16 protein-coding genes are annotated in these 16,249 nt (G+C 61.6%); 5 read left to right on the top strand and 11 right to left on the bottom strand.

Annotated features, from left to right (window positions below):
* Window positions 1-214 precede the first annotated feature (214 nt).
* Genes rnr through dapE form a run of 4 tightly spaced genes read right to left on the bottom strand, consistent with a single transcriptional unit; the run spans window position 215 to window position 4,636 of the window.
* Window positions 215-2,476, bottom strand: coding sequence for a ribonuclease R (gene rnr / locus A8B82_RS15975; protein ID WP_067294541.1), 2,262 nt, complete (start codon window positions 2,474-2,476; stop codon window positions 215-217).
* Between the two features lie 5 nt (window positions 2,477-2,481).
* On the bottom strand, window positions 2,482-3,081 hold the full coding sequence (locus A8B82_RS15970; RefSeq protein ID WP_067294538.1) for a TIGR04282 family arsenosugar biosynthesis glycosyltransferase: 600 nt from the start codon (window positions 3,079-3,081) through the stop codon (window positions 2,482-2,484).
* On the bottom strand, window positions 3,078-3,488 hold the full coding sequence (locus A8B82_RS15965; RefSeq protein ID WP_067294676.1) for a GNAT family N-acetyltransferase: 411 nt from the start codon (window positions 3,486-3,488) through the stop codon (window positions 3,078-3,080). The genes A8B82_RS15970 and A8B82_RS15965 overlap by 4 nt, the downstream gene beginning before the upstream one ends.
* A 2-nt stretch (window positions 3,489-3,490) precedes the next feature.
* Window positions 3,491-4,636 (bottom strand): succinyl-diaminopimelate desuccinylase, encoded by a 1,146-nt coding sequence (gene dapE, locus A8B82_RS15960; RefSeq protein WP_067294537.1) that lies wholly within the window; start codon window positions 4,634-4,636, stop codon window positions 3,491-3,493.
* 278 nt (window positions 4,637-4,914) lie between these two features.
* Between dapE and A8B82_RS15955 the strand changes: the two genes are divergently transcribed.
* Together A8B82_RS15955 and A8B82_RS15950 are read left to right on the top strand one after the other, a co-directional pair.
* Window positions 4,915-6,495, top strand: coding sequence for a Hint domain-containing protein (locus tag A8B82_RS15955; RefSeq protein WP_067294534.1), 1,581 nt, complete (start codon window positions 4,915-4,917; stop codon window positions 6,493-6,495).
* Between the two features lies 1 nt (window position 6,496).
* Window positions 6,497-7,591: a Hint domain-containing protein gene (locus A8B82_RS15950; RefSeq protein WP_067294531.1), complete on the top strand. Its 1,095-nt coding sequence runs from the start codon at window positions 6,497-6,499 to the stop codon at window positions 7,589-7,591.
* A 151-nt stretch (window positions 7,592-7,742) separates the two neighbouring features.
* Here A8B82_RS15950 and A8B82_RS15945 read toward each other — a convergent pair whose 3' ends face one another.
* The 3 genes from A8B82_RS15945 to dapD form a co-directional block, all read right to left on the bottom strand.
* Window positions 7,743-8,069 carry a hypothetical protein gene (locus A8B82_RS15945; RefSeq protein ID WP_067294530.1) on the bottom strand — a complete coding sequence of 109 codons (327 nt, stop codon included), beginning with the start codon at window positions 8,067-8,069 and terminating at the stop codon, window positions 7,743-7,745.
* Window positions 8,070-8,157: 88 nt separating this feature from the next.
* Window positions 8,158-8,412 carry a GlsB/YeaQ/YmgE family stress response membrane protein gene (locus A8B82_RS15940; protein ID WP_067294527.1) on the bottom strand — a complete coding sequence of 85 codons (255 nt, stop codon included), beginning with the start codon at window positions 8,410-8,412 and terminating at the stop codon, window positions 8,158-8,160.
* 60 nt (window positions 8,413-8,472) lie between these two features.
* A complete protein-coding gene (gene dapD / locus A8B82_RS15935) occupies window positions 8,473-9,300 on the bottom strand; it encodes a 2,3,4,5-tetrahydropyridine-2,6-dicarboxylate N-succinyltransferase (RefSeq protein WP_067294524.1) in 828 nt (275 codons plus the stop codon).
* A gap of 168 nt (window positions 9,301-9,468) precedes the next feature.
* Between dapD and A8B82_RS15930 the strand changes: the two genes are divergently transcribed.
* Window positions 9,469-10,314 carry a TIGR00730 family Rossman fold protein gene (locus tag A8B82_RS15930; protein WP_067294521.1) on the top strand — a complete coding sequence of 282 codons (846 nt, stop codon included), beginning with the start codon at window positions 9,469-9,471 and terminating at the stop codon, window positions 10,312-10,314.
* Window positions 10,315-10,406: 92 nt separating this feature from the next.
* Here A8B82_RS15930 and A8B82_RS15925 read toward each other — a convergent pair whose 3' ends face one another.
* From A8B82_RS15925 to A8B82_RS15915, 3 genes are all read right to left on the bottom strand, one after another.
* On the bottom strand, window positions 10,407-10,619 hold the full coding sequence (locus tag A8B82_RS15925; RefSeq protein WP_067294518.1) for a hypothetical protein: 213 nt from the start codon (window positions 10,617-10,619) through the stop codon (window positions 10,407-10,409).
* Window positions 10,620-10,887: 268 nt separating this feature from the next.
* Window positions 10,888-12,066: a 23S rRNA (adenine(2503)-C(2))-methyltransferase RlmN gene (rlmN, locus tag A8B82_RS15920; protein ID WP_067294516.1), complete on the bottom strand. Its 1,179-nt coding sequence runs from the start codon at window positions 12,064-12,066 to the stop codon at window positions 10,888-10,890.
* Window positions 12,067-12,239: 173 nt separating this feature from the next.
* Window positions 12,240-12,770: an invasion associated locus B family protein gene (locus A8B82_RS15915; protein WP_067294513.1), complete on the bottom strand. Its 531-nt coding sequence runs from the start codon at window positions 12,768-12,770 to the stop codon at window positions 12,240-12,242.
* A 176-nt stretch (window positions 12,771-12,946) separates the two neighbouring features.
* On the opposite strand from A8B82_RS15915, the gene A8B82_RS15910 reads away from it, so the two are divergent.
* Entirely contained in the window at window positions 12,947-13,927 is a 981-nt protein-coding gene (locus A8B82_RS15910) for an asparaginase (protein WP_067294511.1), read from the top strand.
* Between the two features lie 71 nt (window positions 13,928-13,998).
* Here the strand turns inward: A8B82_RS15910 and serB are convergent, their stop codons facing one another.
* A complete protein-coding gene (gene serB, locus A8B82_RS15905; RefSeq protein WP_067294508.1) occupies window positions 13,999-14,874 on the bottom strand; it encodes a phosphoserine phosphatase SerB in 876 nt (291 codons plus the stop codon).
* 156 nt (window positions 14,875-15,030) lie between these two features.
* On the opposite strand from serB, the gene A8B82_RS15900 reads away from it, so the two are divergent.
* Window positions 15,031-16,170 carry a phosphoserine transaminase gene (locus A8B82_RS15900; RefSeq protein WP_067294506.1) on the top strand — a complete coding sequence of 380 codons (1,140 nt, stop codon included), beginning with the start codon at window positions 15,031-15,033 and terminating at the stop codon, window positions 16,168-16,170.
* The last annotated feature ends 79 nt before the right edge of the window (window positions 16,171-16,249 follow it).

Genomic DNA, 16,249 nt, shown 5'->3' with positions numbered 1-16,249 from the left:
CTAAACCTTCCTGACAAAAATTGACAGCACGGCCCTCTCTCACGGAGCATGGAAAACAGGGGCGCACCGTGATCACCCTCTTCACCTTTGCCCTCCGACGTAAAGTGCAAGCCGGGCCACTGGCTGGCCAAGACAGGCATTGCCGAGGACCGGATGCCTGCCAGCCAAACCAACCGTTGTCAGAACATGCTGGACGGTCGGCAGTTGCATGATGTCACTTCGACCGCCGTGTCCGAGCCACTTTGCGCTTGATCTTGTCCTTCTTGCGCTTTGCCTTGGCCGAGCTCCGGCGCGGATTGCGACCTGCCGGTGACTGCCGCCCCTGCGCGACTTTCTGATCGTCGATTTCGAGCAATTCCAGCGCGATGCCGCCGGTGACCGGCACGGCCTCTGCCAGGCGGACAGTAACGCGTTGGCCGATGCTGATCAGCATACCGGTATCCGAGCCCATCAGGGTCTGCGCCTCGCGGTCATAATGGAAATACTCGCGGCCCAGCGCGCGCATTGGCAGCAATCCATCGGCCCCGGTTTCATCCAGTTTCACAAAGGCCCCGAACCGGGCGATGCCGCTGATCCGGCCGGTAAATTCACTGCCCACACGCTCAGACAGGTAGGCCGCCAGATACCGGTCGGTTGTGTCCCGCTCCGCCGTCATCGACCTGCGTTCCGTATCGGAGATATGCGCGCCGGTCTGCTCCAGCACGTCCATATCCTCGGGCGTCAGCCCATCCTTTCCCCAGCCATGCGCAGTGACCAGCGCGCGGTGCACGATCAGATCGGCATAACGCCGGATCGGCGAGGTGAAATGCGCATAGGACCGTAAAGCCAGGCCAAAATGCCCGATGTGCTCCGGCCCGTAATAAGCCTGCGTCATCGACCGCAGGGTGCTGAGGTTGATCAGTTCCGCATCGTCAGAGCCCGCCGCATCGTTCAGCAGCCGGTTCAGATGCGCCGTCTGCAACACCTGCCCCTTGGCCAGCGTGTACCCGGCGGCCTGTGCGGTTTCCCGCAAAGCATCCAGTTTCTCTTGCGAGGGTTCCTCATGGATGCGGTAGAGCAGCGGTGTCTTCTTGGCCGCCAGCGTTTCCGCCGCGGCGACATTGGCCAGCACCATGAATTCTTCGATCAACCGATGGGCGTCCAGACGGTCCTTGAAGTTCACCGACTTGACCGTGCCGTCCTCTGCCAGTTCGATCCGCCGTTCTGGCAGGTCCAGATCAAGCGGCTGGCGCTCGGCCCTTGCCAATTTCAGCGCGCCATAGGCCGCGTACAGCGGTTTCAGCACCGGCTCCAGCAGTGGCCCTGTCTTGTCATTCGGGTTGCCATCTATGGCGTCCTGCACTTCTTCGTAATGCAATGAGGCGGGCGAGCGCATCAGCCCGCGATGAAATGAATGCTTCAGCTTGTTGCCCCCGGCATCCAGCACCATGCGCACGGCGATACAGGCGCGCGGCACCCCTTCGTGCAGGGAACACAGGTCTCCTGACAGCCGGTCAGGCAACATCGGCACGACGCGGTCGGGGAAATAGGTGGAGTTCCCGCGCTTGCGCGCTTCGCGGTCCAGGGCAGAGCCGGGCGTGACATAATGGGCAACATCGGCAATCGCGACCCACAGCACATGACCGCCTTCGTTCTTCGGGTCGTCGTCGGCATGGGCATAGCAGGCATCATCGTGGTCGCGCGCGTCTGATGGGTCGATGGTGATCAACGGCAGATCACGCAGGTCTTCGCGGCCTTTCAGCCCGGCAGGTTTCTTTCCATCCGCCTCGGCGATCACGTCGTCGGGAAAATGATCCGGAATGCCATGCTGATGGATCGCAATCAACGACACCGCCTTGGGCGCCGAAGGATCCCCCAGCCGTTCAACAATGCGCGCCCTGGGCAGGCCCATCCGGCCCTTTGGCCCGGCCTGTTCCGCCTCGACCAACTCGCCGTCCCTGGCACCGTGGGTCGCCCCCTCTGCCACCGCCCATTCGCGGTCGGCCCCCTTGTCGATCGGCACGATCCGCCCGCCTTCGCTGCGCTTGCGGAAGATACCCATGACCCGCTTTGGATTGGTGCCGATCCGCCGGATCAGGCGGGCTTCGTAATTGTGGCCATCTTCCTTCACCACCGTCAGACGCGCCAGAATGCGATCCCCCTCGCCCAGCGCGGGGTCGGATGCGCGCGGGATCACCAGAACAACGGGTTCCACCCCCTCGCCCTGCCATTCCATCGGCTTGGCAAACAGATCGCCGTCCTTGTCCGCGTGGCTGATCACCAGAACGGAGACCGGCGGCAGGCGGTCAGGGTCCTGATAGCTGCGCTTGCGCTTTTCCAGATGCCCTTCGGCCTCCAGCTCCTTGAGCTGGCGCTTGAGGTCGATGCGTGCGGCCCCCTTGATCCCGAACGCCTTGGCGATGTCACGCTTTGCGGTCAGGGTGGGGTTCTGTTCGATCCAGTCGAGGATCTCTGCTTTGGTCGGGATGTTGCTCATGTCCCTCAGCTAGCACGCGGCCCTGCCAACGTCATGTTCAAATCGTCAGCAGTGTCCACGTCGCTCAGGGTATCGCAGGTCGCAATCCGGTGGTCACGCAGCGTCGCCCGGCTGTCGGCCAGCGCATCCGGCGTGGACCAGCGCACGTTCTGGAAAAAACCGGGGGGCTGGCGGCGGGGGTGCTTCAGGCCGATCAGCCAAAACCCCCCGTCGGCGGCGGGGCCAAAGACCGCGTCATGACTGCCCAGCCGGCTGAATGCCTTTGCAACATGCACCCGGTTCATACCCGGAATATCCGCGCCGATCAGGCAGGCGGAGCCTTGCGGCACATGGCCCAGCATCCGCGCCATCCGTTGCCCCAGATCACCGCGCCCCTGCGCCAGCCGGGGCAGACCAGCGGGCCAGACCCGGCTGCGCATCCCTTCGGCATCAGGTGAAACCGCCAGTACGATCTGCCAGCGTGGATCGTCTAATCGCCGCAACAGGTGCCGTGTCTGATGCCGGAACCACCATGCCGCTGACGTCATGCCGATGTCGCGGCCAAGGCGGGTCTTGACCCGGCCCGGATGCGGCTCTTTCAACATGATGATCAGCGTTCGGTTCAAAGGTCCCGCACCATATCGCGATGCGGAATGCCCGCATCGTCAAAGACGGGTCCAACCACCGTAAACCCCAGCGCCTCATAGAACCCCAGGGCATGCACCTGCGCGCCCAGCCTGGCCTTGCGCGCGCGCCCTTTGGCCGCTGCCAGTGCCGCGCGGATCAGACCCGCGCCCAACCCGGTGCCGCGATGGGATTTCAGCACGCAAACCCGGCCAATCTTGGCAACCTCGCCGTCGAACAGGATGCGGGCGGTCCCCACCGGTGTGGCCCCGTCCCGCGCCAGAAGATGCAGGCATCTGTCGTCCAGCCCGTCGATTTCATCCGCCTCGCTGACGCCTTGCTCCAGGGTAAAGACAACGCGCCGCAGGTGCAGGCAGCTTGTCAGGTCATCCGTTTCTTCAATCGACACGGTCACGCGAAATAATCGCGCAGGATGCGCCCATATATCGCCTTGAGCTGGTGTATCTGCTCAACCTCAACATGTTCGTCGACCTGATGCATGGACTGCCCCACCAGCCCGAACTCCACCACCGGGCAATGCGCCTTGACGAAACGGGCATCGGAGGTGCCGCCGGTGGTGGACAGTTCGGGTGTCACCCCGGTTTCAGCCGCGACGGCAGTTGCCACCAGCGCCGACAATGCGCCGGGCGGGGTGATGAAACTTTCGCCCGAGATCTTGATCGTCGTCTCTACCTCTACGCCAAAGGCATCGCGGACCTGCGCCACCTCCTGCTCCAGCCACTCCGTCAGGCTGGCCCCGGAATGCCTGTCATTAAACCGGATATTCACGGCAGCCGAACAGCTGCGCGGGATCACATTGGTGGCGGGGTTGCCGGTGTCCACCGTCACGACGGCCAGTGTAGAGGGGTCGAAATGCTCCGTGCCCTGGTCAAGCTCATGGCTGGCAAGGCGGTCCATCAGCCGCACCATGGCGGGCAGCGGGTTGTTGGCGCGATGCGGATAGGCCGAATGCCCTTGCCGCCCGATCACCTTGAACCAAGCGGTCATGGACCCGCGCCTGCCGATCTTGATCATATCCCCCATCTTCTCCGGGCAGGTCGGCTCGCCCACCAGACAGGCATCCATGCGCTCCCCATTTTCCGCCATATAGTCAAGCAGCGCCATGGTGCCATCCACGCCATCGCCCTCCTCGTCGCCGGTGATGGTCAGGACAACAGAACCGTCCGGCGGGGTGTCGCGCACGAAATCGACAGCAGCGGCAACAAATGCCGCAACACCCGATTTCATGTCCGTGGTGCCACGGCCATACATCACGCCATCCCTGGTCTCTGCCCCAAAGGGCGGCATCGACCAATCGTCGGGATTCCCCACAGGCACCACATCCGTGTGCCCGTTAAAGCCAAAGGCCTTGCCATTCCCCTTGACCCCCCAGCGAGCGAAAAGGTTGCGGATGCCCCCCCGATCTGCCCAGGCACAGTTGAACCCGGCCTGCGACAGAACCTCCTCCACAATCTCCAGCGCCCCATCATTCGCCGGGGTGACAGAGGCGCAGCGCACCAGCCTTGCGGTCAGCTCTACAGGGTCAATCGCGGGCATATCGGGCTCCTTGGATGATGTGTTTTCGTCGGCAAGGACCTTTTGTGGCCAAAAAAGCGCGGTGCCAAGGGGTGGATTTCACGAAACGCTTAACAGTTTTGTCCGGATGGTGTTAAGGTTGTGGCAATAATATGACCCGAGGCAGGGCATCAGCAGTAAACGCAAGACCGGACACCTGAAAACAGGGCCACCCTTGCACTTTGGCAAACGAAAAGCACGGGCTTGATCCCTGCGCCGCTGACCAATGCCGCCTCGAACCAAGGGTATGAGGCAGAGACGTGGTAGCAGCATCAGAACTTCCCATCGAAACGGTCCGCGAAGGCACCAGTGCCACGGAAATGGCCGAAACGATATTCGGCGACGGCGTGACGGTGGTTGGTGCCACATATTACGGCGACAACGACAGCGCAGGTATTTATTCAGGTGGCGACTCAACAGCCCCCGGCGTGACGCCCGGCGATACCGGGGTGATCCTGTCGACGGGCAACGCGCAGGATTTCACCAATTCCTACGGTCAGTCGAACCAGAACACCAATACCTCCACCAATACATCGGGAACCAACAACTACGGCCCCTACAACAACGTGGCGGGGGCCAGGACATATGATGCGGCAACGCTGGATGTGGATTTCATTCCGGACAGCAGTGTGATGACCATGCAGTTCGTCTTTTCCTCGGAGGAATATCCCGAGTTCGAAAATTCGATCTATCAGGATTTTGTCGGCGTTTGGGTCAACGGTTCGCTTGTGCCGATGGACGTGGGCAATGGCGACGTGGACCCCGGCAACGTCAACACCGCCAACAACATCAACATGTACGTGAACAACCAGAACGACCAGTTCAACACCGAAATGGACGGGTTCACGATCACACTGACCCTGACAATGTTCGTCAATCCCGGCGTCGTGAATTCGCTGCGCCTTGCCATCGCCGACGTCGCGGACAGCAATTACGATTCCAATCTGCTGATCGCGGGCAACTCGGTTCAGACCGACCTGATCGCGATTTCGGACAATGTCGATCTGTACCCGGACGGCGAGCGTGAAATCGACGTCCTGGGCAACGACATCAATGAAGGCGGCGGCACGCTGACCATCACCCATGTCAACGGCGTTGCCGTCAATGCGGGCGACACGATCACGCTACCAACCGGCCAGACAGTGCGGCTAAACGCAAACGGGACATTTACGGTCACGGGTGATGGTGACGTCGAGAACTTCAACTTCACCTATACAATCGACAACGGCATCAACACCGACGTGGGCTTCGTCAACGCCACGGGTGTGCCCTGTTTCGTCGCCGGCACCCTGATCGCGACCCTCGACGGGGAACGGCCAGCCGAAAGCCTGCAACCCGGCGATATGGTGCTGACACAGGATGACGGCCCGCAGCCGCTGCGCTGGCGCGGCACGCGCACGGTGCCCGCCACCGGCGATTTTGCCCCGATCCACATCCGCGCCAACACCTTTGGCCAACACCGCGACTTGCTGGTGTCGCCGCTGCATCGGGTGCTGATCCGGGACAATCTGGCAGAGCTGCTGTTCGGAGAGGCCGAAGTGCTGATCGCGGCGCGGGACCTTGTGAATGACAGGTCCGTCACCCGCCGCACGGGCGGCGAAGTCACCTATGTTCATCTGCTGTTCGACCGCCATCAGGTTGTCTTTTCCGAAGGGCTGGAAACCGAAAGCTTCCTGCCCGGCCCCCAGACCAAACGCAGCTTCGAGCAGGAGATCGTCAATGAAATCTGCGCCCTGTTCCCGGAAATCGACCCCGAGACGGGCGCGGGCTATTCCCCCGCCGCACGCCGGACCCTGAAACGATTTGAGGCGGACCTGCTGCGTGCCGCAAAGGCGGCGTGACATGACCTGGCTGGCGCTTTGCGATCACGATGGCAGGCGGTTCTCTGTCCGGGGTCTGGGCAGTGACAAGAATGACCAACCAAAGGTCGAGGACAATCCGCGCACGCTGCTGACGCGTGGTTCGATCATGTTTGAAACCCGGCTTTCGGCGGATGGGCGTCCGCAGCTTCTGTTCGGATACAAGACGACATATCCCTGGCAGCGCAGCCTGACATTTCAGGCGATACCGGGCGGCGGTATCGCCATGGTGCAGGTGCAGGGCAAATCCATCAACCACGCCGCGATCCAGCGCAAGGATGCAGGCCGGACAGATGTGGTGCGCATCACCTATTCCTGGGACAGCTGCGCCAAATGGGGCCGGATGACGCTGGAACAGCCCGAAGTCACAACCTCGACCAGCGTGTATATCGAGAATCCGCGCCCCCTGTCGCTGGAAGACGTGCGTCACCTGATGCTGGGCAGCGGCGATCACACCTTTGCACCGGACATGATCTTTGCCGCGCTGTCGGATCAGATCGAACCGATCGGCCCGATGCCAAGCCTGTTGCCGGGCACACCGCTGGCCACCCCCTGGGGCTACAAACCCGCCAATACATTGCAACGCGGCGACACGGTGATGACCCGCGATGCGGGCGTGGTCCCGGTCTTGCAGACCATCAGCCGGACAGTCCCCGCGCGCGGCAGCTATCGCCCTGTCCGCCTGCGCGCGCCCTATTTCGGATTGCAGCAGGACATCATCGTATCACCCGATCAGCGGCTGATCATCGACGGCCCCGAAGTGGAATACCTGTTTGGCCAGGAGGCGGTGCTGGTGCCCGCCCGGCATCTGGTCAACGGTTTTGCCGCCATGGAAGAGCCCTGCGGCCCGACCATCAGCTATACCCAGTTGCTCTTGCCCAGCCACGAAACGCTCCTGGCGGCGGGCACCGCGCTCGAAAGCCTCTACATCGGGCGTATTCGCCGGAACGGGCAACAACTGCACGGCAGCCTGCTGCACGGATTGGACCGCAACAGCTTGCCCGAGCACGGCAAGCCCGCGCATCACGTATTGCAATGGTACGATGCGATCCATCTGGCCCGACAGCGCGCGGCCTGACGGGTCAGGCCAGAAATGGTCTGCTCAGCCCGTCTGAGAAATACAGTTGCTACAGCGTCCCGCCTTTAACCTGATACACTCCGTATCGCCGATGTCCCGAGAGCGCGAAGCGCGGCAGGGTATCGGCGATTCAAGTTTAAGGCGGGGCGCTTTAATCAAAGAAGGGCGTCATCTGCGCGACGATGACCGCGTTTTCTTCCAGCGCGCGGGCCATCAGCGCGCGTTCCTCGTCGTCGATCTCGTGACCTTCGGCCTCGCGTTCGGCCAATGTGCCATATCCCGTGACGTCCAGCGGATTGGTATCCGCCTGCTTGAGGATCGCCACAGTCTCGCGCACCGCTTCCGCCTCGTCGATGCCGGAGGCAAAGCACATCAGCGCGGCACCTGTCGCCTTTTCGGGCAGGCCATCACCCTCCTTGCGGCCAATCTCGACCAAAAGGGTGTACACTTGCTGTCTGCTGGGGCCTTTTTTCGCCATGCGCGCTATTGGCGGCGCGGCAGGGGGTTTGTCAAGCCATTGCAAGACACCCCGCGCGCCGGTCGGAACACCAGCGATCAGAGCCTGGTCAACTGCGGCCCCGTACAGCGCGGATCGCTGCGATCAGTATGCACGCACCGACGAAGCCGACGAACAGCTGGCCGATCCATCCGCCAAGGGTGGAATCGAACACGAAAAACAGGATTGCATTGAACAGCATCGCCCCGACGATACCCATGAAGATGTTGAGCAATAGCCCGTGATCCCCCTTCATGAATTTCTCCGCCAGCCATCCGGCGATGCCGCCAACGATAATTGCCGCGAACCAGCCCAAACCTGTCATGGTATCCGTCCTTCTCTGAGGTGTCAGATCCCAACCAACAAGATGACCAAAGGTTCCCGGTCAGGAACGAAGAAGCTCGTTGATCGAGGTTTTCGACCGCGTCCGTTCATCCACCCGCTTGACGATGACAGCGCAATACAGGCTGACATTGTTCTTGGATGGCATGGTGCCCGCCACCACGACCGAGCCCGCAGGCACTTCACCATACATGATCTCGCCGGTTTCGCGGTCCACGATCTTGGTCGATTGGCCGATGAAAACACCCATGCCCAGAACGGAACCTTCACGCACGATACAGCCCTCGACCACTTCTGAACGCGCCCCGATAAAGCAGTTGTCCTCGATGATTGTCGGGCCCGCCTGCATCGGCTCCAACACGCCCCCGATGCCAACGCCGCCGGACAGATGCACGTTCTTGCCGATCTGCGCACAGGACCCGACTGTCACCCAGGTGTCCACCATGGCGCCTGTGTCCACATAGGCACCGATGTTGACGAAAGACGGCATCAGCACAGCACCCGGCGCGATATAGGCCGACCGCCGCACCACGCAGTTGGGCACGGCACGGAAACCGGCCTCTTTCCATTCCGCGTCGCCCCAGCCCTTGAACTTGCTGTCAACCTTGTCCCACCACCCGGCACCCTGCGGCCCGCCGTCGTGATATTCCATATCCTTGATCCGGAAGCCCAGCAGCACGGCCTTCTTGGCCCATTGGTTCACATGCCAATTGCCGTCTTCCTGCTTTTCCGCAACCCGCAGCTTGCCCGAATCCAGCGCGTTCAGCGTGTCCTCGATCGCGTCACGGGTTTCGCCGGTGGTCGCCGAATTGATCTGGTCACGGGTGTCCCATGCATTTTCAATGGCGGTTTCAAGTTGGGCATTGGACATCGGGCGCACTCCTGCTGAAGAAAGACTTTGATGCGCTATACCTGCCGACCCGAGGTCACGCAACGTCAGTAAAGACCAACGGCGGGCCGGTTCCGGCAATATGGATACCCCATTGCAAGTTCGGCCCAACCACGCCACCCTGTTCTGCCAGCCAATCCGGAGAGACCGATGAAAGACGATGACCGCCGCCACCCCCTGCGCCATGCATCCAGCGATCGCAAGGCGGCGGAATCCGCACCCGACACGGCACAGACACGTGCCCCGGCGTATCGTCTGGCCTTTACCGACGACGATTTCATGTGTCGCGAGGAATTGCGCCCGGTACGTCTGCAACTGGAACTGCTGAAACCCCAGTTGATGCTGGATGCCGAAGGGGTGGACAGCACCATCGTCCTGTTCGGTGGGGCCCGTATTCCTGAACCGGCAGAAAAACATACCGCCCGGACCGAGACGCTGGCGGAACTGTCCCGCTTTTACGACGAAACCCGCGAGTTTGCCCGCCTGATGACCCTGAAATCCATGCAGGGCAACGGGCGCGAGGGGGTGATTGTCACCGGCGGCGGACCGGGGGTGATGGAGGCAGGCAACCGGGGCGCAATGGACGCCGGTGGGCGGTCTGTCGGGCTGAACATCGTTCTGCCGTTTGAGCAGGCCCCGAACGAATATGTCACGCCGGAATTATGCTTTAACTTTCACTACTTCGCGATCCGCAAGATGCATTTCCTGATGCGGGCCAAGGCGATCTGCGTCTTTCCCGGCGGCTTTGGCACCATGGACGAAATGTTCGAGGCGCTGACCCTGATCCAGACCGGCCGGATGGAACCGGTGCCGTTTCTGCTTTTTGGGCGGGCGTTCTGGGAAAAGATCGTCAACTGGGACGCGCTGGCAGATGCGGGCACCATATCGGCCGAAGACCTGGATCTGTTCCGCTTTGTCGAAACAGCAGCAGAAGCGATGGACCTGATCGAAAACTGGAAAGTATCGCCGCCTCGCAAGGAGATACCGGGCCGGTAAGGTCAGAACCCCGGTATTTCGGGTCGGTCTTGGTCAGCAGGCGCAGGTCGCGGGCGTGCCGACGCTTGGCCAATCAAACGCAGTCGTCCCTGTCAGGCGCGCGGCTGGACCGGCAGTACACCAACTTCGACATGATGTGGCAGCGTTTCCACGATCTCACCGTGATCCGTGACCTTGATGGCGTAACCGTATCCCGCCAGCCGATGTTTCCATTCGCGGTTCGAAAGCGCGACGGCGCGTTCCCGCAAGACAAGGTCCATGACCTGCGCGGTGATAAAAGGGTCTTTGTTGATCATGACAGACATGTTCTGTCTCCTGATTGGGTTTCTACAGGAAACAATCTTGACCTCGCCCGTGGCAACAATCGCTCGGGAATGCGTCGGAACAAAGGTCATTTCTGGATGCGCCGGAGGATCGACAGCGCGGCCATTCTGAATTTTATATCTTAATTCAACTACATGGAAGGCATAGCCGATTGATCTCGGCACCCAAATTGCTCTCAAACCGCCAGATTCTACTGTATCGGGAATTGAAACCCGCCCAGCTTCAGAACCATTCTGGGGCGACGGCGGTTCAGTTCAGCCCCGCATCCGCCTCGATCTGCCTGCGCGACTTGCGCGCGCGTTCGGTGGCCGATTTCAACTGCCCGCAGGCGGCCATGATATCCTCGCCCCGCGGGGTGCGGATCGGAGAGGCATAACCGGCCTTGTAGATGATGTCGGCAAAAGCGCGGATGCGGTTGTTGCTGGACCGTTTGTAGGGCGCACCGGGCCATTCGTTGAACGGGATCAGGTTGATCTTGGCCGGAATGCCGTCAATCAGCTTGACCAGCCGCCGCGCGTCTTCGTCACTGTCATTGACGCCGTGAAGCATGACATATTCGAAGGTGATCCGCTCGGAATTGCTGACCTTGGGATAGCTGCGCAGGGCGTCCAGCAGTTCCTCGATGTTCCAGCGCTTGTTGATCGGCACCAGCTTGTCACGCACGTCGTCGGTGGTCGCATGGAAAGACACCGCAAGCTGGCAACCAATCTCCTGCGCGGTGCGCCAGATTTCCGGCACCACGCCTGATGTGGACAGTGTGATCCGACGCCGGGAAAGCTGGATGCCTTCGGCGTCCATCGCGATCTTCATCGCGTCGCGCACATTCTCGAAATTATACAGCGGTTCACCCATGCCCATCAGCACGATGTTCGACAAAAGCCGCGTCTCATCCTTGACCGCACCCGGTACGGGCCATTCGTCCAGATCGTCCCGCGCCACCATGACCTGGCCAATGATCTCTGCCGCCGTCAGGTTGCGCACCAACTTTTGCGTGCCGGTGTGGCAGAACGAACAGGTCAGCGTGCAACCCACCTGCGACGACACGCAAAGTGTGCCGCGCCCGTCCTCTGGGATGTAAACAACCTCGACCTCATGACCACCGGCAATGCGGACAAGATATTTGCGGGTGCCGTCACTGCTGACCTGCTTGGTCACAACCTCCGGCACCTCGATCACGAATTTCTCAGCCAGTTCGGCGCGATACGCCTTGGCCAGATTGGTCATCGCGTCAAAATCACGCACACCCCACTGGTAGATCCACTGCCAGATCTGGCCCACCCGCATCTTTGCCTGCTTTTCCGGCGTCCCATTGGCAATCAGGACCTCCCGCATCTTGTCGCGGGTCATCCCGACAAGGTTCACAGGCCCCTCCGGCATCTTGCGCGGAATGGTATGGACGTCCTGGGTGATTGGCGCGGTGGCGGTCATGGGGCGACTCTCCTTGGGTGGATGCGTCTCTATATAGAATGTGCCGTGAATTGCAAAAGGGTCTTGGCCCAACCACAAACCATCCTGGCTTCATCCCAGGCCGTCATGCACCAACTTATGTCGAAGCACAGATATTTACGGCTTCACCCTGACGGCCAAGGCATAGATGGCGCTCACCCGCCGCAGCGCTTGGCCGCATCTTCCACCGCAGCGGTGAAGCCCAGCAAGGAGAACGTGTCCTTGGTATCCGTCCCCCGGCCCGACTGACCGCTGAGCACCGCATCGGCACCGCGTTTCATTGCCGTGATGATCTTGGAATCATCTTCAGTGGTCGCCGGCCAGGCCCATTCACCCTCGGTGAACAGCTCAAATGTATTGCCGGAAATATCCATGTTCACGGTCGAGCCAGACTTGAAAGGATAACCGCCGGTAAAGGCAACCTGCCCCTTGGCACCGGCAGAGGGCCGGTAGAACACCATCAACAACGTCTGGCCACGGTTCACCGCGACAACCCGGCCATCGCGCGAATTCACGGTTTCCTTTGGCGTGGACACGCCCCAGCACTCGGTCGGATTGTCCTCAACAAAGACACTCCAGTCGGTCTTGGCCGCAACGCGGTTCGTGCTCTGATCCTGTGCGGCAACGCCTGACGCCGCAAAAGCGGCCAACCCCGCCACAATCCCAAAATTCTTAATAATTCGCATCTGTCCAGCCTCCAGCTGTCCTTGACCTCAACTCAATCGCAAGCCTTGATGGCGGCGTTGTTTGGCCGCTCTCCTGCAAGTGCCTGTTATCTTTTCGACAACAAGCATAATAACGCGAAACAGGCGACAGACGAAACCCTGATTGGCAGGATTTCGCGCACGAATCGGAGGAATTCATGACCCAACCCAGCCCCTTTGCCGAAATCTGGCGTGGTCCCATTCTGGAAAGCGTGCATTCGGGCCATGCGGTGGTCTGTGACGACACCGGTCAAATCGTGCAGGCTTGGGGCGATCCGGCCAAGGTGATCCTGCCGCGCTCGTCGTCCAAGATGATTCAGGCCCTGCCGCTGATCACCTCCGGTGCCGCTGACAAGATGGGGCTTTCCACAGAACAGCTCGCGCTCGCCTGCGCCTCGCACAATGGCGCGGCGATCCATACCGACAGGGTCAGCACCTGGCTCGACACCCTTGGACTGGAGGATACCGCATTCCGGTGCGGCCCCCAGGAACCCGATGACCGCGATGCCCGCGACAGCCTGATCCGGGCCCATGAATCCCCCTGCCAGGTCCACAACAACTGCTCGGGCAAACACGCGGGCTTTCTGACACTGAACAAGCACCTTGGCGGCAATGCGGAATATGTCGATCCGGCCCACCCGGTTCAGATGGCCTGCCTGACCGCATTCGAAGACGTCACCGAAGAAACCTCGCCGGGTTACGGCATTGACGGCTGCTCTGCCCCGAACCATGCCTGCACGCTGCACGGCATGGCGCGCGCCATGGCCCGTTTTGCCGCCGCGCCCGATGGTGCCGCCGAAACACGCCTGCATCAAGCGATGCGCCTGCACCCCGAGCTTGTCGCGGGCGAAGGCCGGGCCTGCACCGAGTTGATGCGCGCGATGGAAGGCAAGATCGCCCTGAAAACCGGCGCCGAAGGTTTCTTCATCGCCATCCTGCCGGAACAGAAGCTGGGCATCGCCCTCAAGGCGGCCTGCGGCACCACCCGCGCCGCCGAATGCGCCATCGCCGCGATCCTGGTCAGACTCGGTGCCCTCGATCCGAACCATCCCGCAACGCTAAAGCGGATGAACGCCCCGATCACCAACAGGCGGGACATCCAGACAGGCATACTGAAACCCGCTGCCGAACTCCTCTGATTCTTTTTGGCTGAAATATATCCCGGGGGAGTCCGAAGGACGGGGGCAGCGCCCCCTCCGGATCGCCGCCGTCAGGCGGCGAAATCCACCTGCGCATAGCCCTGCACGTATAGCAACGCGGTCAAATCGCCGAAATTCACCCGCACATTGCACTGCGCGGCAACGGCGGGCTTTGCGTGCAGCGCCACACCAAGGCCCGCGCGCTTCAACATCCCCAGATCGTTCGCCCCATCCCCGACGGCGATCACATCCGTTTCGGCAATGCCCAACCGCGTCGTGATCTGCGCCAGCGCGTCGACCTTTGCCTGTTTCCCCAAGATCGGCATCCCCACCTCACCACTCAACACACCCTTGTCGACCAGCAGGGTGTTGGCCCGATGCTCATCAAAACCCAGCATCCCCGCAACCTTCGCCGTAAAGGCCGTGAAACCGCCTGAGACCAGCGCCGCATGACCGCCCTGCGCCTTCATCGTCGCCAGCAGCGCCGGGCCGCCCGGCATCAGGGTAATCCGTTCCGCCAAGACCTTGCCGATCACCGCTTCCGGCAGCCCTTTCAACAGGCCGACCCGCTCGCGCAGCGCGCCGTCGAAATCCAGCTCGCCATTCATCGCGCGTGCCGTGATGTCCTTGACCCTTGCCCCGACACCGGCTTCATCTGCCAGTTCGTCAATACATTCCTGCTGGATCATCGTGCTGTCCATATCGGCCAGCAACATCCGCTTGCGGCGATTCTCCGTCGGCACCACAACCAGATCGACGCCCATCTCCTGACAGTCCTCCCAGACCGCGTCAAAATTGTCGGGCTGTCGCGCGATCCCGAATTCCGCCGCCTCATCCGGTGCCAGCCAGACCGCGTCGCCGCCGCCCCAGGCATTGCGCAGGTTTTCGACCAGCGCGGGCGCAAGACTCCGCGCTTGGGGTGAGGTCAGCAAGACAACTGTATACATCCGAAGTTTCCGATCCGCGTCATTCAAGTCGCAAATGTGCGACAAGGCGGCGTTCTAGACACGTTTTTCAGATTGCGCCAGCCTGAGCGACCCCTTAAACGCAGCCGTGGGACACCCTTCCCCAACGAAGGGCGCTTATCTGAAAGGGTAGCATCAATGGCTATGACGACACCGGCAACGCGGCCGGCTAATCCGCGTTTTTCTTCCGGCCCCTGTGCCAAAATCCCCACATTCGATCTGAACAAGCTGGCCACCGCGCCCCTTGGCCGCAGCCACCGCGCGGCACCGGGCAAGGCCAAACTGCTTGCAGCAATCGAGACGACCCGCGAGGTCCTCGGCGTACCGGCCGATTACCGCATCGGCATCGTTCCCGCCTCTGATACAGGCGCTTTCGAAATGGCCATGTGGTCCCTGCTGGGCGAACGCCCTGCCGAAATGGTCGCCTGGGAATCCTTCGGCGCGGGCTGGGTCACCGACGTGGTCAAACAGCTCAAGATCGAAGCGACAGTACACGAAGCCGACTATGGCCAGATCGTGGACATGGCGACGCTCAACTACGACAACGATGTCTGCTTTACCTGGAACGGCACCACCTCCGGCGTGCGCATGCCGAACGGCGATGCGATCCCGGCAGATCGTGCGGGCCTGACCCTGTGTGATGCCACCTCTGCCGCCTTTGCCATGGACCTGCCCTGGGACAAGCTGGATGTGACCACCTTCTCCTGGCAGAAAGTGCTGGGCGGTGAAGCGGCCCACGGCATGCTGATCCTCAGCCCCCGCGCGGTGGAACGGCTGGAAAGCTATACCCCCGCCTGGCCCCTGCCAAAGATCTTCCGCATGACAAAAGGCGGCAAGCTGAACGAAGGCATCTTCAAGGGCGAGACGATCAACACGCCCTCCATGCTCTGCGTCGAGGATTACCTGCTGGCGCTTGATTGGGCCAAATCCGTGGGCGGCCTCAAAGGTCTGATCGCACGGGCCGACGCCAACGCGCAGGCGATCTTTGATTTCTGCGCGGCGAACGACTGGATCGCGAACCTGGCCGAAGACCCGGCCACGCGTTCCAACACGTCGGTCTGCCTGAAGTTCACCGATGACCGCATCACCGACGGTGCCGCCTTTGCCAAGGCCGTCGCCAAGCGGCTGGCGGACGAGGATGTGGCGCTGGACATCGGCGCCTACCGCGATGCGCCCGCCGGTCTGCGCATCTGGTGCGGCGGCACGGTCGAAACCGCCGACATCGCCGCGATGCTGCCCTGGCTCGCCTGGGCTTTCGAGGCCGAAATCAACGCATGATATCCGTGGGGTAGAACCCCACCCTCCCGACAGCCGGTAGGGTGGGGGTTGCCCCCCCCCCCCCCCCAGTTTTCGCTAA

The organism is Sulfitobacter sp. EhC04, assembly GCF_001650875.1.
GTDB lineage: Bacteria > Pseudomonadota > Alphaproteobacteria > Rhodobacterales > Rhodobacteraceae > Sulfitobacter.
Note: the sequence above shows the minus strand (reverse complement) of the source record. Positions and strands in the feature narration are given on the sequence as shown.